The 19626-nt window shown below is 47.2% G+C and carries 16 protein-coding genes; 11 read left to right on the plus strand and 5 right to left on the minus strand.

From position 1 onward, the window contains the following. Nucleotides 1–298, minus strand: a 298-nt coding sequence (locus DHN43_RS26705) for a transposase (RefSeq protein ID WP_159097007.1), incomplete at its 3' end; no start/stop codon positions are given. A gap of 619 nt (nt 299–917) precedes the next feature. Between DHN43_RS26705 and DHN43_RS26710 the strand changes: the two genes are divergently transcribed. The 10 genes from DHN43_RS26710 (at nt 918) to DHN43_RS26765 (ending at nt 13040) form a co-directional block, all read left to right on the plus strand. Continuing rightward, complete coding sequence (locus DHN43_RS26710) at nt 918–1181, plus strand: hypothetical protein (protein WP_063312399.1); 264 nt, start codon at nt 918–920, stop codon at nt 1179–1181. Nucleotides 1182–1646: 465 nt separating this feature from the next. Then, entirely contained in the window at nt 1647–2180 is a 534-nt protein-coding gene (locus tag DHN43_RS26720; RefSeq protein ID WP_208995647.1) for an HIT family protein, read from the plus strand. Between the two features lie 644 nt (nt 2181–2824). Next, nucleotides 2825–4075, plus strand: coding sequence for a tyrosine-type recombinase/integrase (locus DHN43_RS26730; protein WP_108820684.1), 1251 nt, complete (start codon nt 2825–2827; stop codon nt 4073–4075). 976 nt (nt 4076–5051) lie between these two features. Next, the gene (locus tag DHN43_RS26735) at nt 5052–6215 is read left to right on the plus strand and encodes a ferritin-like domain-containing protein (RefSeq protein WP_199914867.1); all 1164 of its coding nucleotides are present in this window, start codon (nt 5052–5054) and stop codon (nt 6213–6215) included. A 13-nt stretch (nt 6216–6228) separates the two neighbouring features. Further along, nucleotides 6229–7392, plus strand: a complete 1164-nt coding sequence (locus DHN43_RS26740) for a hypothetical protein (RefSeq protein ID WP_108820685.1) — start codon at nt 6229–6231, stop codon at nt 7390–7392. Next, nucleotides 7392–9113 carry a hypothetical protein gene (locus tag DHN43_RS26745; RefSeq protein WP_159097008.1) on the plus strand — a complete coding sequence of 574 codons (1722 nt, stop codon included), beginning with the start codon at nt 7392–7394 and terminating at the stop codon, nt 9111–9113. Before DHN43_RS26740 ends, DHN43_RS26745 begins: the two co-directional genes overlap by 1 nt. A gap of 3 nt (nt 9114–9116) precedes the next feature. Further along, nucleotides 9117–9857 carry a hypothetical protein gene (locus DHN43_RS26750; RefSeq protein WP_108820687.1) on the plus strand — a complete coding sequence of 247 codons (741 nt, stop codon included), beginning with the start codon at nt 9117–9119 and terminating at the stop codon, nt 9855–9857. Then, nucleotides 9850–10599 carry a hypothetical protein gene (locus DHN43_RS26755; RefSeq protein ID WP_108820688.1) on the plus strand — a complete coding sequence of 250 codons (750 nt, stop codon included), beginning with the start codon at nt 9850–9852 and terminating at the stop codon, nt 10597–10599. The genes DHN43_RS26750 and DHN43_RS26755 overlap by 8 nt, the downstream gene beginning before the upstream one ends. Beyond that, nucleotides 10599–12107: a metallophosphoesterase family protein gene (locus DHN43_RS26760; RefSeq protein WP_159097009.1), complete on the plus strand. Its 1509-nt coding sequence runs from the start codon at nt 10599–10601 to the stop codon at nt 12105–12107. Before DHN43_RS26755 ends, DHN43_RS26760 begins: the two co-directional genes overlap by 1 nt. 12 nt (nt 12108–12119) lie before the next feature. Continuing rightward, complete coding sequence (locus tag DHN43_RS26765) at nt 12120–13040, plus strand: hypothetical protein (RefSeq protein WP_108820690.1); 921 nt, start codon at nt 12120–12122, stop codon at nt 13038–13040. An 11-nt stretch (nt 13041–13051) separates the two neighbouring features. Here the strand turns inward: DHN43_RS26765 and DHN43_RS26770 are convergent, their stop codons facing one another. The 4 genes from DHN43_RS26770 to DHN43_RS26785 all read right to left on the minus strand — a co-directional run bounded on the left by DHN43_RS26770 (nt 13052) and on the right by DHN43_RS26785 (nt 18307). Further along, nucleotides 13052–13903, minus strand: coding sequence for an HvfC/BufC N-terminal domain-containing protein (locus tag DHN43_RS26770; protein ID WP_108820691.1), 852 nt, complete (start codon nt 13901–13903; stop codon nt 13052–13054). Then, on the minus strand, nt 13903–14796 hold the full coding sequence (gene bufB, locus DHN43_RS26775; RefSeq protein WP_108820696.1) for an MNIO family bufferin maturase: 894 nt from the start codon (nt 14794–14796) through the stop codon (nt 13903–13905). Before bufB ends, DHN43_RS26770 begins: the two co-directional genes overlap by 1 nt. A gap of 64 nt (nt 14797–14860) precedes the next feature. Beyond that, the gene (locus DHN43_RS26780) at nt 14861–16957 is read right to left on the minus strand and encodes a ferritin-like domain-containing protein (RefSeq protein ID WP_108820692.1); all 2097 of its coding nucleotides are present in this window, start codon (nt 16955–16957) and stop codon (nt 14861–14863) included. Nucleotides 16958–16993: 36 nt separating this feature from the next. Then, complete coding sequence (locus tag DHN43_RS26785; protein ID WP_108820693.1) at nt 16994–18307, minus strand: phosphatidylserine decarboxylase family protein; 1314 nt, start codon at nt 18305–18307, stop codon at nt 16994–16996. An 879-nt stretch (nt 18308–19186) separates the two neighbouring features. Between DHN43_RS26785 and DHN43_RS26790 the strand changes: the two genes are divergently transcribed. Next, nucleotides 19187–19626, plus strand: a 440-nt coding sequence (locus tag DHN43_RS26790) for an Arm DNA-binding domain-containing protein (protein WP_159097010.1), incomplete at its 3' end; no start/stop codon positions are given.

The raw sequence follows: 19626 nt of genomic DNA on the forward strand, positions 1-19626 counted from the left end.
GATAAAGAGCTTCATGAGCCCGTTTCAGAGTGCCATCACAGGAGAAACGCTTGAAGTAGTAGTGCACGGTGCTACTCGGAGGAAAGTCCTTCGGCAAAAACGCCCACTGGCAGCCGGTTTGCAACTGATAGAATACAGCGTTGATGACCGTCCGTAGGTCAGTCTTCCGCCGCCGCCCTCTTTTGGGTTGGCTTGGCATATGGGGTTCAATCAAAAGCCATTCTTTATCGGTTAAATCGCTTGCATATCGCAACCCTTTACGGCAGTGAAGCTCCCGGGTGAACGGGGTCCAGACCATTCGATGTCTCCAAGTTTGTCGCAAAACACGAAGAACTCAAATTACCCCGTTCATTCAAGACCTTATTTTTAAACAGACTCTTAGGTCTTTTCAGTAAAAACAGGCATTGACTTTAGCTATCCGAAAGGGCGGCAAATGCTCGTTGGGCTGGATATGATCCAATCTCTTCTTCTTCAAGATTTCACGGGTCCTTCTCAGCCTTTCTCCTGCCTGCGGGTAGTTCGAGACCACTGCGCAAATGCCTATGTAGTTTTCGCGAGGACTTGATGTTGGTCTTCTTGTTGTTGTTCTCCCTTTTTAGTCCCGCTAATCTTATAGGTTTATGGAGGAATTCGGTTTCCTTGCATTAACACCTTGCCCCAATCGTCGCATGCATCATCTTGATGCGTCGAAACCTCTACGAAGCGGTTACCGCATCCGTTTATTGGCGGTCTTTTGTGTCTGGAGTTAGCTCTCCAAACGCAAACTCTCGCTTATGGGCGGGAGGGCGGTGAATACAATACCCTTTGCGGGGGAATAAACCCGCCTGCCTCGTACAGGTTCTGAACCTCCCGCTCGCCAGTGGGCCATCAGAAGCCTTCTGTTGAGTGGTGTTCTAACTACTTACGAGGGTTTTTAGATGACTGATACTGGTAAAGAGAAATGTGCCCATACGTCCCTTCGCAATGAAGTGGACCAGCTTAGCTTAGCAACCAACCACCTCAAAAATCTAGTTTATTCCATGAGTGTGGTTCTGAGCGAACGCATGGAGCACACACAGGAATATGAAGCGTTGCTGACGCTGTTTGATACTGTGCGCAATCACATTGAAGATGTGCAGGGAAGTAGCGAGAAGATTTCCGAGCTGCTCGAACCTTGCGCGCTGGAAGTCTCCAAAGACTAAAAATACGGAATGCAGAGAGGCTTTGCCTCTCACGGAATATTCTGGCTTGGGAAGCGTGATGCTTCTCAGGCCTTTTTTTGATTGGTGACTAGCAGACAGGTCCTAGTTGTATTGCCTTTGCTGCAGCGCGTTTGTGATCGATGCCGTCTAGGAAACGTTGTGCTCGTTTGACTGGATCACCCCAGTATTGGTCTGGACCGAGATGTTTTGGTGATTTAGCTCAATGGTGTCTAAGAGTGAGAAGTCAATTCTTTTGATATCTGCTTTTCATCCGAGGTACTTTTTTGACCAGCCGGATCGAAAATGGTTGAACAAGCTTTCTCTCAATGAGTAGCCGTGAAAATCAAAAGCCAAATAGCCATCGGTGACATACATATGATGGCCGCTAAAGCCTTCATGTGGCACTATCCATTCTCCGTAAAACCCATCTAGAGGCTTTTTCTGCAGATAGACACCTGCCAGTATGTGGCGGGTTCCGAAGCCGAAGAAAATGCGATCAGGTTGGTTCCATCGCTTTTATGGATCTTTTTTATTCCGGGCTTGGGCCAGTACATGATGGGCCCAATCCAAGGTTATTGTGGAAACGTGATGTCAAAGTGTGTGTTTTGCGAGATTGCAGAAGGTCGGTTGGAGCCAGATGCAAAGGTTTATGAGAATGAAAGTGTGATTGCTTTCTTTGATCGCGGTGCGATTGCTCCGTATCACACATTGGTTGTTCCGAAGCGGCATTCTACCAATATCTTTGATATTCACGAGGATGATCTGATTGCTGTTACTCGTGCTATCAAACACATATGTCTGATGTACAAAGAAAGGCTGGGTTTCGCCGATATTCAGATTGTTTCTAGTAATGGTAAAGAAGCTCAGCAGGATGCTTTTCATACCCACTTTCACATTGTACCGCGTCACAAAGGGGATGGGCAAGATATTGCTTGGACTTCAGATCCAACGCTGTCTGCCAAAAATGAAGAGTTTTTGGCTCGCCTAAATGGGACTTAGTCGAGTCTGACAAACACTGACAACTGACCGTCAGCTTCCGTTTTATCAAACCCCACAGAATGCCTTGCCTCTGACGGCTAGTGACGGCATTCACAGCTTTTCCAGAATTAATTTGAAAGGGTATTTGCAGGAGCTAAGAGGGGTGAAATTGCGCTTTCAAACACTTTCAAACGCTTTCATTTGCTTACATAGTGCTGGTACCAAGCCTAATGCAAAAAGCTCCCAGAAGGGAGCTTTGCTAAACCTCTTTATGTACCATGAGGTTAAATGGTGAGCCCGCACGGGTTCGAACCGTGGACCTACTGATTAAAAGGCGCTTCAGCGGGGAACACTCATTTGCGATGACGTGCGATTCATTATTATGAATCAAAGAGTTGTAGAAAATTATTTGCGCCTGCCTACCTTGCTTTTCGCGCTCAATCTCATACATTTGCTTACATAGTGCTGACACAGAACGGTAAGCAGCTAAGTTTTGACCTATAAAGGTTTGGATGCTGTTTTGCACAGGTACTAAAAGAAAACCTTAAAGGTCGTCACTAGCTGTCAGGCCGTCAGAAACAGCAGCAATCGGTAACATATTTCAACTGACATTTTCGTATGTGTGGTGGCTCCTGTCAGGAGCCGTCAGCGGGAGAGGTGTGTCTATGCCAAACATAACGAAGCGAACGGTGGATGCGGCAAGTCCAGCACGCCAAAAACAAATTCTCTGGGACAGCAAACTCAAAGGCTTTGGCCTTCAAGTGATGCCGAGCGGTGCAAAAACATTCCTTGTGCAATATCACACACATGAAGGCCGCTCTCGTCGTATGAGCCTTGGCAGATATGGTGAGCTAACACCGGATCAAGCCAGGGACTTGGCGACCAATATGTTGGCAACAGTCCGTAACGGAGATGATCCTCTCTTAAAGCGGGAGAACAAGCGAGCTGCCCCTACGGTGAATGTGCTTCTTGATGTTTACATGAGCAAACATGTGCAGGTTCACAATAAACCCAAGACAATGAAAGACATTGAACGGCTCTTAAAGCGCTGTGTTCGCTCACGACTGGGACACATGAAACTCAGCTCTGTCAGACGGCAGGATGTTGCAAAGCTGCACCACGCGTTGAGAGCAACACCTCGTCAAGCCAATCAGGTTCTGGCGGTCTTATCAAAGGCGTTCAATCTCGCTGAAGTATGGGGCCTACGGCCAGAGCACAGCAACCCGGTTCGGTTGGTCAAGCGTTACAAAGAAAACGAGCGCGATCGTTTCCTGTCAGGGGAGGAGTTGCAAAGACTGGGGCGTACCCTTGAGCTGGCAGACCAGGAAGGTCTTCCCTGGGTCATAAAAGCCGGAAAGAGTACAGCCAAGCACTTGCCCAAGGATATTGCAAAGCGGAAGACACTTGTAAATCCGAGAGCTCTTTGTTGCTTACGTCTGCTCCTTTACACCGGTGCGCGCTTGAGTGAAATTGCAACCCTGAAATGGGAGCATATTGATTTTGAATTGGTCACGATTGCACTACCTTCAAGAAAAGGGGATGAGCGGAAACCTCATCCGGTGAGTAACAGTGTGATCGAAATCCTCTCTGATATTCCAAGAGAGGATGGGGCACCTTATGTTTTGCCCGGCTGTAAAGATCCGACACAACCTATTTCGATTGAGGTCATTGAGAATGCATGGCAACGCATCCGCATCCATGCCAACATTCCTGATGTTCGTATTCACGATCTGCGCCACACGGTTGGCACCTTCGCAGCTCAAGCAGGCGGCAACGCCTTCCTCATCAGCTACCTTCTGCGCCACCGCAACGTGACCATCACCAATTGCTATGTGAACCATGATGCACACCCGATCCGGGTGTTGTCTGAAACGATTGGGGAGCGGATAGCATCAGGATTGGAAGGAGGGGAATGAAAAATCGGCGACAGGCGTTTTGAAGTATCTATTTGGATATTTGCAAGCACCGTATGAGGCTTTTTGACTAAAACCTGACAATCGAAAACGAGCGAATTCTCTACGAATTTGATGCAGGTATAAGTGTTGATCCTTTGCAGTCCTCATTCGCTGAGAATGCACGCGAATTTAGAGGGCATGTTAGCTTCAAATACCGATTTTAAGTACATGCTATTTTGTAGGATAAGTTCAATCAAAGTTAGTTAGACGAGGAACCTGCACTCCCCTTGGAGCCAACTACGGCTCTTCAGTGATCTTTTTCGTGCGCTGAGGTGGTGCAGCCTAAGAGACTGGCTTTGAATTCTCCTATTTGGTGGATGATACTCAAGAGGTTGGCTGTGCCTATGTTTCAATAACCCAACAAACCGCGCACTAGAGGCTCTCAACGTTATACATCCGGTTGCTAAAACCAGCTGAGGTCCGAAGCGGACAGTACCGAGCATGGCCTGATCCATCAAGTGGAAGTAATGCAGTGTAGTAAGACCTCGAGCCCTGATTGCAGTCTTCAAAGTTCTTCTGTTGGCTCTGTTTCTTCAAAACACCAAGCGCGTTTCAGAGCAAACCATAATGCTTTCACGAATTTTTGAATCTTACAGTTGAACACATCTAATCTTTTTTAGCGCCACAAGATAGTTTTCTTAAAGATCCAAGGTGACCTAAAATAAATGTGCCTATGAATAGGAGTATGCAAGCTCTTAATGATGAATTATTTGAAATTAACACAATGTAAAAACTGTCACAACTATCACATTCCAATTGCATGATTGATTTATATTTTTGAAGTCACGTATTTTGCAAGCACAATTTCCGGCCACGTGAAAAGAATGCACCCAGCTCAAGGTAATTTGCTTTAGTCAAGGATGATTAGTCATCCTCGAAGAGGAACGGTGCGGCTTTTCTCGTATGCATTACTTTTGCTATCAGAGGGAGGCCACTTGTGGACCAACAGCTGCTATCAGTTCCCCCGCAAGATCGAGACTTGGAATGGATTAAAGCATCGCTTCAGTCAGCTGTAGCTTTGGAGCATGCAACTTTGCCGCTTTATCTGGCGGCGATGTTTTCCTTAGAAGTTCAAAATTACACAACTTACAATCTGATCCGCTCTGTCGTGATGGAAGAGATGGTTCATATGGCCATCGGGTGCAATATACTGGCTGCACTTGGAGAAAAGCCTTCGATTAAGAGGTTGGATCCACTGTCTCCATCTGAAGGATTGCCAGGTGGTGTGGAGCCTGATTTGCCAGTTGTTTTTGCGCAGCTCAGCAAAAAACAGCTGCAGAACTTCCTACGACTTGAAACACCAATCAGTCTGTTAGCTGCAAAATACAAAGATGAGAAGTACCCTTCTATTGGTGCATTTTACTCGAAAATTAAAGCCACAATCTCGGCGAATGCAGATGAGATTAATGCCACCGCGAAAAAAGTCCTCTCAGCTTCTGCCAATACCTATCCCAACCAGGTTGGAGACAATATCGGTTTCACCGTCTTTTCTATCGAGGATAAACGAACGCCTGTTCAGCAATTCCTTGATGGTATTGACGAGATTGTTGAGCAAGGCGAAGGGAGCAATGCTCAGGATCTTTACGCGCAGAACTTTGATGGGGAAGGGAGCCATTACGCTCGTTTTGCGGAGATCTACTACGGCGCGCAGCTTCTCGTTCCAACTCCAGAACCCAAATTAACGCCTGAAACAGAAACAGAGTTTTTCAAGGGTCACAAAATACCCTGGCCGAACGTGACCAATGTGCTCGCGGTTCCTCGCGACGGTTATAAGAAACTACTCGAACTTGATCCAGAGGGAGCATCGGTCAAATCCAACCTCTGTGCGTTTGATGACAAATACACTGAGATCATGACTGATCTGGATCTGATGTGGAATGGTCCAGCTGAAGAGTCCTGGCCAACATTTGGCAAAGCTGTTGCTGCGATGACAGATTTACGCGTGCTTTCCTGCTTCAACATCATGCGCTCTCAGATTCCTGCAAATCTGATTGCCCGACTACCGGAACTCTACGGTGATGAAGCCAAGATCATGGCGCACTACACGGACTTATCGGCCCCGGTTTTTTACGGTCCCCGTTTCATAAATCAAAACGCTTAGGAGAGGCTTTGCTATGAAAAACCGTTATACGGATGCTCAAAGTGTGGCTTGTACCAGTCCGGGGGCTTTACCTCCGCTTCCTGTTATTGACTGGTCAAAAGTGGGTCAAAATGCTCCTACCAACGTAGACATTGGCAATCCGGGCAAGAACGCACCATTGCCCGAAGTCGATATCGTTGTGATGACCTGGACAGATACTGAATGGAACGCACTGGATCATGTGTTCGTGTCTTCTAATAAGGAGGCCTACGTCTCATCAGATGAGTTTCGAAAAGGATGGTTTTTAAGGTCCAATGATGAGTACGTGAAGGGAGCCTACAATCTTTGGGGGTTCTATCAGGTCGTATCTATCCAAAACGCTGCTGGAGTGGATTTGAAGGTGCTGCTTTGGAAATCAGATGCACATCTTTCACACCCGCCTTATGCAGATGGGTTGATTGCGATGGTGCATTTTGTGCTGAAAGAAGCATCCCCACAACGGCTTTACTCAATTGGCACTGCTGGCGGAGCGACCATAAGCGAAAAGCTGGGTGATGCAGCGATTACAAACACTGGCAAAATCAAGCTGAAGTTGCCGGAAAATACCGGTTCAGGATTGAATGACAAAACAGTTACTTGCACCGACTGGTATCCGGATCTTTCAATGAACCCAATCATTGAAAAAAATCTACTCTTTAAGCTGAGTTCTGTCGTGACGCAGCCTTATCTTGAGTATCTTCTGTGCCAGGCAATTTACGATTCAGACAAAGGTAATCCTGACTGGGCAGGGCAGTTCAACGTTGCTGACATGATGAATGCTGCTCTTGAAGATTTGGGGTCACCTAAAGGTCTTGATAAGAAAGGTATTCCGCTCCTCACGACTGACTACTACTTCATCTCAGATGGGGACGACACCGAGCAGTATAGTGCGCTGGAGATGGATGATGCTGTCGTTGGTTATGCTGCCGGAGAGTATCACATTGATTATGTGTTCGTCCGAAACATGTCTGACACTTTAATTCCAACACAAACACCTTCAGGCAAGCCAATCCCGCAAGAGCTGCGCGAGAATTGGTCCAGCGAAATCTATGAGCATTACGGCTTCTATACTTCCATGAATGGTGCTTTGCTTACCTGGGGAACCATTGTAGCTGATACAGATTTGAAGGAACAAACAGCCACGGGAAAGGGAAAGTGATGACCAGTTCTTATACGCCACCGCGACATACTAGTCCCCGCCAGCCAAAGAACCCTATGGAGATAGAGCTGGTCTTCAATGTTCGTCCGTGTGGCACCTGTTCATTCTTCTGGCCGGAAAACCCTGAGGACCAAGTTTACGGTCCTTATCCAACCTACGATTTCTTGTCTGACTTTCCTCAAGCCGCAGATCCAGTTGGAACACCTGAGATGTATCCCTGGGTGAAAGGGATTACGCGCAACGCTGGCTTTCCGAATGGTGAGATCATGGATGGATGCCGAAAAGCACCCATCATGACTTTAGGGATCAACCCAAACCTGACTGCGTTTAGTCCGGGCATTACTGGGACGTCCTGGGCCTATCCTGATTTTACCAGCGAAGATGGAACTGATGGCTATGACAAGTACGCCTACTACTATCGCTATCGCAATGTGTATCAGGAACGCTTTGCCTTTGAAGAGGTCAAAAAATACCTGATTTCAGGAAGTTCCGTTACCCCGACAGCAGATACAACTGTTACAGCTGATCAGATTATCGCAGCTGAAGATGGCCTGATTAAATCTGCTGAGAGAGACCATGCAGGCTCTCCTTACGACGTGGTCATTGAATATGAAAGTGGTACGGAAGTTACGCTTACATTAGAGCGTCCTACCGGAACGCCGCGTTATGTGCTGCTTTTCAATCATGATAGCCCGGACAACAAGTTCGAAAAAGGCGACATTATTATCTCCAAGATGCAAATGCCTGCTGGTGTCAAACTTGAGGTTTATCAGGAACTCCAGACATATTACGAACAGTTCGTCCCAAGCCTGAACGAGTTCTCGGACTATTTACGAGCTAAAGGCCATAAGAGTGCTGATCTGAAGATCGGTGAAGATGTCTGTCAGTTAGACATGGTGGCTTGTGCGTCTCCTCATTGGAAACCCGCTTTTCTGGGTGGCACGGAGGAGAGTGAAGATACAATCATCTCCAACTGTGTGACTAAAAATGCGTGGGCTCTAAAGCAGTTGGTTATGACCAACCCAGCAGTTCTATTTCTGGTTGGGGAGAGTTCCTGGGATATGTTCCGGGATGCCTTCAAGGATCACATAAAGCGGTCACCTGAATTACCGACAGATCCTTATGACAACGCGTTCACACTGTTTTCTCTCACCACTGAGAATGACAATCCGACCATGTTTGAGTTCTCTACTGAGATCGATGGTGAATCTTATACCATCAATACACGGATCGTTGTAACGCCGCATTTCTCTTACGACACGAACTTCCTACCGCAGTTCCGGTTGAGTCCTGAATGGCTTTCTGAACTGGAAGCAAAGTCTCCTGACTGTGTGCATTACCTTAAGACCAATCCCGAGATTACATATGTTCCTGGGAATGGTGATGGATATGATGCCCTCCAGTTCTCTGCAGAAAATGCTCCGCAAATTCTGAACGTCATAAAGACCAGTTGGCCTGATGTGTGGCCTGATTTGGAAAAGAGCTTCTACGATGCTCACGCCACCATGGCTGACGTGCTTGGATATATGTATCGAGAGGGCAAGTTGACATGGAATGACGCAGGAGACTACCTCTCCCGTTCAGATGGCCCGTGCCAGTTCTGTGTCAACGAACATTGGCAATTCCCTTTAGGTTGCCCCTATGGCAAACCAGAGGAAAAGCCGCTCCCAATCGGTTTTCTAAATCAGGTTACAGACCAGATCCTGTCGGAAGGAGCGTGATCCATGTCCTTCCAGATACCTCCTGATGCAGTCCGGATATGGCGAGGATTTCGTCAGTCTACACTTCCACAAAAAGAGTTTTTTCAGAGACTTGGAGAAACATTCATTCCCTCAACTGTACAGATGCAGATCAAGAATGGGCTGGATACATATGTTCCCACCATTCCATGCGGCATGGCCCAAAAGCCCGCTACAGTTCCCGATGAAACTGCAATTTTGTTTTGGAACTCCCAGCAGACCTATTGGGATGGTTTCAAGACACTGGCAGGCCGTACTTACACACTGACCCACGGTGGTTGTTACACCCCGGAGAGTGGTGCTGATTTCCCAATCTTGTTTGCCGGAGATTTGGTATCAAACCAATGCTACTACCTTATCGACAAGTCTCAGGATTGGATGAAAGGCAAGATAAGGCATCTGGTGGGCGGCTTACCAACTGGCACTAACACAGCAGAGTTGTTTCAGAACCTGCAAAGTATTCTTTCCGAAATGCAGGCGCGCGAAAAAATACAAGGTGGCATTGTCTGCATCGGAGCAGATTATATCGTTTATTGGGAACTGGGTGACGGCACTGATCCTGGGCTTGAACAGTTGCAATCACATTGTGATTGGTCTCACGTTTTTGAACCTGTTCCGACAATATTGCCACCGCAAGCAGCCCTTTGGGATGACTGGCCAGGCATGAACGTAAAGCCCGGTGATACATACAATATGCAGTTCACAAGGGCTTTCGAAAATGAATGAAATTCGTAAGGTCCCACCCGATGCTGTACATGTCTGGCGAGGGTTTCGAAGCAAAGATAAGACACAGCAGCAGTTTGAAGAGTTTCTAGGCTCTGTGTTTGTGCCAGGATGCTCCTTGTTACAGCCCAATGCGGGCTTGCATGCTTACATACCGTCTTTGCCACAAAATGAAGGCAAACCACCAACGGTGCCAGATCAAAGCGCCTTAATGTTCTGGACCTCGCAACAAACTTATCACGATGCTTTCAAATGTGTCGCTGTGCGCTGCTACACGAATTTGCATGGTGATCTATATGACACATCACGAAGCGCCGCTGAATTTCCAGTGTTGCTGCCAGAGACCGACCTGCTAGTAGAAACACCGTATTTCCTCGTAGATGCGCCCGCTGATTGGATGTCCGGTGATGTGGTGCACTATATTGGTGCGCGCAACCAGAACGTCTCACCAGAAATATTTAGAGCACACATACTGAAATGGGCGAAGAGCCTGCAGCCTATGAGTGGGCTAGAGGGGGGGCTGTTGTGCGTCGGCGAGAATTACCTAGTTGCGTGGACACTTTGGCCTAAGGGAAAAGGCAGCTCAACCTGCTTTTCTCCACTGAAGGACTTCACGACAACGTGGCTGGACCAAGCTTCCGAGCATTTTCAACTTGATCATGGGTTGTGGGAGGACTGGACCGGGATACCCATGACAGCACCTAACAGTCTCAACATTCAGCTTCATCGAACTTTGGATATATGATGCAACCCATTGTCAATTATGAGAATGCGGATCTGGCTCGGTTGAAATCTGCTGCGGCGAGCGTTGTTTCAAAAATGACAGATCATGACCCTAGCCAAGGGGTTCCGGTCGCTCATCCAATGCTGGAGGGTGTGGATGCATACGCACATAAAGCATTGGCAGGTAAGGCACCTGAGATCCCGACCACCCGAAATGCCAGTGACTCGGAAGCCGCAGAATACCTCGCTTATCTGACACATCATAAAGCACATGCGATTTTTTGCGGAAATAAGAAAATTGAATCGCAGATGCAGACACAGCTGGACAACTTCACCTTTGGCAATCCAGCCTGGCAACAGATGTTCGATGAGTATGTAAAATACTTCTGGTCCTATCCGGGGCACTCAGGGGGGAAACTTGACTACCGTAGTTGGAGAGATCCCAAGTATGGAGGCGGGAGCTATGATTATGGTTGCGTGAGCTGGCAACTTCCATCGAACGCGACCATTGCTTTGATCGGTGATATCGGAACAGGAACGGATGTGGCAGCTGCTGTTCTAGCGTCAGCACTTTCGTTCAAGCCAGATGTGATCTTGCACGTCGGTGATGTTTATTATTCCGGTACAGAACAGGAGTTTGATACATACTTCCTTGGGCTCCTTAATGTGGCTTTTACAGCTGCAGGGCACCGTCCTCCCGTTTACACGTTGCCTGGCAATCATGAATACTTTTGCGGAGCATTTCCGTACTTCAGGTGCCTTGATGAAGGTCGGCTCGTAACCCATCCCAGTCAGCAGCAGCAAGCCAGTTATTTCCGTCTAACCACAGAGGACGGGGCCTGGCAGATCCTAGGCATGGATACGGGGTACCATGGGCACTATCTGAAGGTGGCTGGAGACAAACTGGATGAAGCCCTGGGTGTACTTCATGTCAATCCGAGTGATGCATATGACCCTCAAAACCCACCGCTCATGGTGTATGTGCGTCCTGATGAAATGGACTGGCACCGACACCACCTCAGCCAATTCTCTGGCCGTACATTGTTATTCGGGCACCATCAGCTTTACTCAGGTCGTTTTGCTGTAGGTGTGCCCTCAGATTATGAAGGTGACATCAATCGGCCCGGCGTAAACACCGCTCTTTGGCAAGCCTTTGGACCATATTTTGATAAGGTCGCTGCATGGTTCTGGGGGCATGAACATAACCTTTGCATATTTGAAGATAACTTCAGGCCCATTGGCTGGCCTCCCAATAATTCAGAACCGGATAATCCTCTAAAAACACTCGCAAAAGGTCGTTGCATAGGTCACTCAGCCATTCCGGTGCAGCAGAAAGAAACGCCCTATGAGGAAGTGTATCCGGTCCCGATTATACCTGGTACGCATCTGCAGATGGTCGAGCAATGGTACAATCGAGGGTTTGAGATTTTGAAGCTGAAGGGAGCAGGGCAACCTGCTCATTGCTCTTACTATCAGATTGCCGGCGCAGATCCGGCTCCCCTCAAAATTTACAGCGAAGATATACGCTAGGAGACGGGAATAATGACTGCAACGCTCTATACAATGACACCAACCCAACAAGCTGGCGTAATGGAATGGTCTGAGGTCGGGCAGCCCGTTTTTAGTCAAACCTATGACGCGCTGACGACCTACGACAATTACGGCACCATGATCCTCGTCGGATACCATAAGGGCAGCGGAAATTGTGACACATTCGAGCTTCTTGAAACAGAACCTTGGATCAAGCAAGTGCCTAATACATTTGAGCTTGGCAAAGACTGGGATTCGATTCAGCCGTTTTACATGATGAACAAGCCTCATCTGCTCGCCTATCAGGCCAAAAACGGACACATGTATTTCTTCCCTTTGACTAAGGATCTGAAATCCGAATATCCATTGCATTTCTATCATACACGCTATCCCTATACGACGAACCTGAGCGAAGTAAAATGCGCTGTCGATCTGGGGCAGAATTTTGTATTTGGTTACAACAACACAGATGGCGCCGTGAATACCTGGACGATATCAGCCACGGCAAAGTCCGGTGGGAAAAGCCCTCCGCTTGTCGTAGAAAATGTCTGGGCTCACCAATGGGCAAAAGGCTGGACACGTTTTGCATTCTTTACCTGGGGCAATGAGAACTTCTTCCTGAAAACCAATACATGGAAACCCAACGTTAATATCGATCACTTCTCAGATGATCTAAGTGAGGGGACCAATGAGGTCGGTTCTCACTTACATCTGAAGGATGATCAGGAGTTGGATATTGTGCATCCATTTATGGTTGGGCCGGGTGACCCTTACTTTATGACCTACATTGCCAGTAGCGGTGAAGTGACCTTAAACCGCGTGCACGGCGATTGTATGGGGTGGACAACTGAGGCAACTATCACCGCGGTCACAGATGTGTCGCAAGTTATTCCATACAGACTGGGCGACCAAAACTATGCTTTGTTCATGTAGTTGAGATTGGTCTATTTGGGATAATAGACCAATCCAAAATCCAATGCCGTTGGAAGCCAAAGCAAAACTTCAGCCATATTTGAGAATTTAACATTTTCCAGCGCTCGATAAAGGGGCGTTGGAGACTTCAAAGCTTCCAACAACTCAGCCTGCCAATCACAGATCTGCAAAGAAACGACTTTGTAGTCTTTTCGCGTAAGAGCCACCCAATTTTTAGCGCGCTGAGGTGTCGTCACAGTGTCGTTCAAACGCAGTGAAATGGCGAGCGAGCGGATTGGGTACTCCATCTTGAGAACTCTTAGGCATGGCGATGTTTGTAATGTCTCAGAGTGGATTGTTGTCAGAAAGGCAATGGACGTTTCTGACGTATAATGAGGATGTTCTTCAAGACCGTGATCAAGCAATACCTCGGCCTGCGTTCTTTCATAAAGAGCCAACTCAGCAGGAATTTGAAACAGAGCTACTTGATCAGGGCAGTTTGCTCCCTTAGGTTGCGTTTCCTCCAGAAACTCTGGGAATTTAGCTCCTAATTTATATAGACTGCTATAACGCGAAGGGTGAGTGACAATGTAAGCCTTCGCGAACCCCTCAAAAACCTCAACTCCCATGAACTTACACAGCAGCGGATACTCTGCCTTTAGCGCTTCAACCAAGCGTGCGATATATCCTGAAGCATAAATATTGATACGCTCAATCGCGGGGAACAGCTCTGTTTCTTTTATGGTTTCTTCGAGTGTAAGGTTTGCTTGATGTTCGGCTCCTAAGAGTTTTTGATAGAGGTTACCACGGTTTATCAGGACCTCCTGCAGCCAGTATTGTAGCTGCCTTAGCTGGGAATCGTTCTTTAGACAGCTTTCCTTCATTATCGTACAACCGGGCTCGAGAATGCATTAGGTACTTTTTTGATGTCTGAACTCTCCAGTCTCTGGTAAGGCCTTCCATCAAAAATCAACCGTGCCTTGTTCAACTCAGCGACGACCTCAAAAAAGCTCGGAATGTTTGCGTCCCATTCCAGCAGCGTTGAGACGGGTCCGGTTTTCTCTAGGAGCACTTTGTAGAGCTCCCAGACTTGATCTGGGACAGGTTGGTCGTGAGTATCCACCAGGCAATTACCAGCCCTTGTAGGACCAGCTAAATGCACTTGTTGAATGCTGCTGTGAGGAATGTTCCTCAGATACTCCAGCGGATTATAGCCATGATTGAAGGAGGAAACGAAGACATTGTTTACATCAAGCAACAATAGGCAGTCTGTTTTTTTAACGAGCAACGACAGGAATTCCCACTCACTCAGCTCATTTTGTCGAAACTCAAGGTAGGTGGATGGGTTCTCAAGAAGGATTGGTTGTCCAAGGAAGGTCTGAACTTGCAGCACCCTCTCGGATACATGATTGAGGCTCTCTTCCGTCAAAGGCATTGGCAGAAGATCATGAGTGTTGTGTCCAAGAATCCCTGTCCAGCACAAGTGGTCAGAGATCCATGAAGGTTGGACAAATTCAGCCAGCTCTTTGAGCTTTTGAAGGTACTCCCAGTTCAGTGGATCTGAAGATCCCAGATTGAGGGAGACACCATGCATCACAATCGGACATCTGCTGCGGAGCTCCTTGAGAACCTTGCGACCATATCCGTGGTTGTCGATGAAGTTTTCACTTATGATCTCAAACCAGTCGACAGGTAAATTCTCGCAAGCCATAATCTCAGGGAAGTGCTGAGAACGCAGGCCAACCCCAAATCCTAAATAATCAGTATTTTCGTTCAATTCGGAAGCCGCTGAATCTGCGGCTCCTTGTTTCGATGAAGCAGATGAACTCATTTGACCCCGTTTATGTGCTTGGTGGCATCGCCAGCCGCAAATCATTGGCTTTTGGTGCTTTATGCGCATCAGGGTCGAGCCCCTTCGCATGACTGTAAGCTTGCCATGCTATGTCGTAAACGGCATCCCCTTCAGAGTAAGGGAGATGTTGCTTCAAAGCCTCTGAATTATGATCAGGAGCAGGTCCAAATTTATAGAGTTGCATCTCATAGCAACCATCGTCTTGTTTCGGGTAAAGCTGAGAGGCTGAAATTGGTACTGCACACCCTCCAAAACCACCGCATTTATTGTCCGCTGGCGCGCTCTTTAGACCTTTGGCAACGGAACCTCCACAGCTACCTCCACCGCTGGCACTTTGGACAAACCCGCACCCACCCTGGGTCTTGCATTCGTTTGAACCTTTACAGCTATGGTAAGCTAAAACACTGGCACAAGTCTCGGTATCTGAACCGTTTAAGGCCATACCCTGACAAGCATGATAAAGAACATGTTCCTTTTGTGAGGCAATGCCAGTCACAAGATCGGGCACTTTTCCGGTCACAGCCCAGCATATAGAAACCCGATCACCAGACCCATCCATGGCAGGAGAGGGAAATTCGGTGTTATCGCTATTATTCCAGTAACTGTTCAAGACTGTAGTGATGCCCTTAATCGTCCCAACCGCAGCTTGGCTTAATATTTGGTAGGTATTAGGCTTGGTTTTTAACTTATTGAGCGCTGTTGCGATGTCTTCAGTACATGGCACGTTGGGGGCTCCATCGGTACCAAGCATATCTGGTGTCCAAGTATGGTTTTGGTTGTGCCATTTCTCCCATGTCATGTAATCATGCTTTTGTACGAGTTGAAGCACTTCCGAAAACAGTTCGAAGTGGTCTTTATCCGCTGCATCAGATCTGGCGCGGGCTATACCAGATAGCGTTGGGAGCTGATTGCCCTGATCATCGTAATGAGGATAATCTTCAATCAATGCTTCTTTGTTAGGCTGGAACTTTTCCTTCACGCAACCAAGAGGATTTTCTGAGCCTTTTGCAAGTGTGTTGGCCCATGACTTAAAGCCCCAAACCCTCACAATGTCTTTGACAACATCCCCGCCTTCACCCTGATCAGTGATTGCATTGATGTTGTTAATGAGCTTGAGCTTTAGGCTGTCGAGCTCTTCCAGATTCATATCAATCATCGGATATTGTGAAGCCGTTTGTTCAGGCTTATTGAACCGATCTCGCTGCAAGCCTAAGAGACGCCCAAGCAAACTGGTTCCATCTGAGTAGGTAATTTCAAGGTAGCTCCAGTAACATAAGTACATATGCCCAATTGAGCCGAACAGAGGTAGATCTGCTTCCGTCATGTTGGCTTTGAACCAATCAAATGGTGCAGGTTCAAAGTACTTTGGTCGGGTTTTATCACCATTGGGCTGAGGATCAGGTATGGGAACTTCAGAATTTTCCAGATTGAGCTTGGCGAGTTCAACGGTCTCTTCAATTGCCATGAACAGTTTTGCCTGATCTTTGTTCATGGCGCGTAGGATCACTTGCATACCTTTTAAGTTCATTAGGTCGGGATCATATGAACATAAGATGGGATGATCTATCCAATCATTGAAATCCAAGATATGCGGGATCATGGTGTTGCCATGCTTATAGCAGGTCCATCCAAACTCTTCGTTCTGTAAGGCTCTGCTTGTGAAGCATGGCTTCACTCCAATCAAAGTTGCCATGTTTGAAGCGAGTTGAAGGTGCAGCATCTCTTCAATAAACACGCTGTAGACTTTATTGAAGACTTGCTTGTTTGTTGTGTCGGGCTCAGCAGCAGGACCAGAGCCAGGCCACCAGCGGCCTTCATAAAGCTTACTGCCCTTACTGTTGATTTGATGTGTACCTTGGACTGAATACAGCGCCGTCATGTAGAGGGGGATCGTGAACAGCTCTACATTGATAGCTGCTTGAGCGATGGCTTTAACACAGGACAGATCATCATCTATGTACTTGGGGTCGCGATCTGTGCAAGCATCGACCAGAGCCGAGCAGGCGCTATCATTCAGTTCCAGGAGAGGGTGTTTCATTGAGGTGTCCTTCGGTTTGGCGAAAGCACACCTGGCGTTGATTTTCATTATCGCCAGGCGCTGAAGAGAAAAACAACGACTGACTTAAATAGTTGAGATCGCAATTTGTGCCCCAACTCTAACAAATGGCCCATTGTTGGAGTTGTTATCTGAAAGAGGATTTACAATCGTAAACTGCTTGATGGCTTTAGGCTGAAAAACAAGAGCCATTGAGGATCCCCCGTAGCTGAACCACCCAAGTTCTTGTCCTTTTTCAACTCTATCGCCTACTTTAACCTGAATTGAGATAGATGAGATCTCTGTGATCCCAATGGGCATAACGCATACGCAACCGATTGCAGGATTGTCGCTCTCGATGAAGATAAGCGCTCTCGTGTTTACCATCGCCTCGTACCCTTGAGACTTGGTACCAGCTGAAGGATCAAACCCCTCTGAATAAAGCTCAGAGAACATGTATCCGTTTACGACCCGTGCTTCGACAACCTTACCGGCGATAGGAGCTCTCCATCGGTGATAGTCGTTGCCGCTTAGGAATGTTTGAACGGTATCTCCGCCAACAAAGCGCGTTGTGAGAGGGCTACCGTCAAGCATTTGCTTGAGAGAATAATTTTGGGCTTTCGTCTTAAAATCGTCATCCAGTTTTACATTACGTGCAATGCGATAAACGGTGCCATCATTAGCAGATGTAATCACTCGATCATTGTCCGGCCCATCAATTGGTCGGCAGATCGCAATGATTTGACGATGGAAGAAGTCATTAAACGACGTGTATCCCCAATGCACAGGATCTTTCTCAATCTGTTCTTTTGTAACGAACTGATCCAGGCTGTTCGCTTTCCATGAGGCTTCAGAAAGCCAACCATCCTTTGAGGTAACAACGACACTGAGTGAGGCCGGAGAGTCTAAAAACTCACACCAGGCATCAAGGATGTTTCTCAGGGCATCATTGAAAAGCTTGTTTTTAAAGACAAAGTTCCCTGCGGGTGTCCACATCATGTAGACAAACAATCCTGATATTGGAAATGCTGAATGCGGCAAGTCCGGATCAAAGATTGGTGCATGTTTGATAATGTAATTGAGCGCGCATAGCATATTGTTGATGGATTTAATTCCATACGCCACTTTGGGTTCTTCTTCTTGGTGAACTTGCCAGCCTTGCTCAATCATCTCGCTTACAAGACCATGAAGGTGATCGTCTTTATTCAGCAAAAAGGCTAGGGCTTGAACTGAAGGCTCCAAAAAAGAGTAGCCTTGTTCAATTTGCTCTCCATACGCTGATATGGATTTTTTACTGATATGATCCAGCCACTTCCCCAGAAGCTTTGAGTCCCGCGGGAGAAAACCTGCAATCACACCAGGCCTGTTTTCATGATGAGATTGAAACTGTCCTTGTGGCATCTGTCGCTCCTGTCGCAGCATGCATGAAATTGATATGCATGCTGACAATAGGGAGAGCAGATTTTGGAGAGCAACTTCTGAATACTATTTAGCAAATCCCGCAGTAGCAGAGTTAGATTAATTTAGTTTACTTAAATAGGTGGTTTTAGAGTTTTGTCGATATAATAGTTTAGTATATTTCTTTGTAAAATATTGTATCGGCTACTCCAGGTGTTTCAATTAAGTTCTGTAGATAATCCAATTTAATTACCGGGTTACTTCAAGGCGCCAACTGGTATTTAAAAATGCATCAGCAAACAGACCATCGAAATTAAAACTTCGAAGTCCTCTTTGCAGTGTTGATTTTCATAATTTGAAAGGGCAATTACTAAAGCTAAAAGAGGGGTGAAATTGCGCATTTTCAAATGCTCTCATAGCGCTGACACGAGGTCTAAATGCAAAAGCTCTCAATTGGGAGCTTTGGTTTGCTAAACCTCTTTATATATGACGAGGTTAAATGGTGATTCCGGCAGCAGGGATCGAACCCGCGACCCCCTGATTACAAGTTGCAATTTACAACTCACGCCCACTTACACTCTACTACGATTCAGTACTATGAATCAATGAGTTGTAGAAAATTATTTGCTCCTGCCTACCTTGCATTTCGCTGCGAAACTCGTACATTTGCTTACAATATGCTGACCAAAATCGGCAGGCATAGCGCAAGCGATCTATAAGGGGATGAGGCCGTGTTTTGTACAGGGCTATTAGAGAAGCCCAAAAGGTCGTCACAAGCTGTCAGGCCGTCAGAAACAGCAGCAATTCGGGACTAAATTTAACTTCTATTTTCGCATGTGGGGCGGTTCTTGTCACGGGCCGTCAGCGGGAGAGTTTTGTCTGATGCCCAATGTTACGAAACGAACGGTCGATGCAGCCAAGCCAACGGCGAAGAAGTACTTCGTCTGGGACGGTAAGCTCTCGGGATTTGGGTTGCAGGTGATGCCAACCGGGCGCAAAACGTTCATTGTTCAATATCGCACCCTCGAAGGGCGCTCTCGCCGGATGACCCTCGGCAAATACGGGGAGCTGACACCGGATCAGGCGAGGGGACATGCGGTCGATGTTCTGGCCAAGGTACGTAATGGGGAAGACCCGACCGTCAATCGCAAGATCATTCGCAATGCACCAACAGTTGATGATTTGCTGGATATGTATCTAAGCGAACATGTTGAGGTGCACAACAAGCCAAAGTCTCTTATCGAGATACGGCGTATTCTAGAACGGTGTGTGAGGAAGCCTTTGGGCAAGGCGAAACTTGCCTCTGTTACACGGCAKGATAT

It is taken from the genome of Pseudovibrio sp. Alg231-02 (assembly GCF_900143565.1).
Taxonomy (GTDB): domain Bacteria; phylum Pseudomonadota; class Alphaproteobacteria; order Rhizobiales; family Stappiaceae; genus Pseudovibrio.

Bases quoted from the DNA above. Each gene is read 5' to 3' on its own strand.
- DHN43_RS26760 (WP_159097009.1), top strand. From the start codon at position 10,599: ATGCAACCCATTGTCAATTATGAGAATGCGGATCTGGCTCGGTTGAAA.
- DHN43_RS26730 (WP_108820684.1), top strand. From the start codon at position 2,825: ATGCCAAACATAACGAAGCGAACGGTGGATGCGGCAAGTCCAGCACGC.
- DHN43_RS26765 (WP_108820690.1), top strand. From the start codon at position 12,120: ATGACTGCAACGCTCTATACAATGACACCAACCCAACAAGCTGGCGTA.
- DHN43_RS26780 (WP_108820692.1), bottom strand. From the start codon at position 16,957: ATGAAAATCAACGCCAGGTGTGCTTTCGCCAAACCGAAGGACACCTCA.
- DHN43_RS26750 (WP_108820687.1), top strand. From the start codon at position 9,117: ATGTCCTTCCAGATACCTCCTGATGCAGTCCGGATATGGCGAGGATTT.
- DHN43_RS26710 (WP_063312399.1), top strand. From the start codon at position 918: ATGACTGATACTGGTAAAGAGAAATGTGCCCATACGTCCCTTCGCAAT.
- DHN43_RS26740 (WP_108820685.1), top strand. From the start codon at position 6,229: ATGAAAAACCGTTATACGGATGCTCAAAGTGTGGCTTGTACCAGTCCG.
- DHN43_RS26745 (WP_159097008.1), top strand. From the start codon at position 7,392: ATGACCAGTTCTTATACGCCACCGCGACATACTAGTCCCCGCCAGCCA.
- DHN43_RS26785 (WP_108820693.1), bottom strand. From the start codon at position 18,307: ATGCCACAAGGACAGTTTCAATCTCATCATGAAAACAGGCCTGGTGTG.
- DHN43_RS26770 (WP_108820691.1), bottom strand. From the start codon at position 13,903: ATGAAGGAAAGCTGTCTAAAGAACGATTCCCAGCTAAGGCAGCTACAA.
- DHN43_RS26755 (WP_108820688.1), top strand. From the start codon at position 9,850: ATGAATGAAATTCGTAAGGTCCCACCCGATGCTGTACATGTCTGGCGA.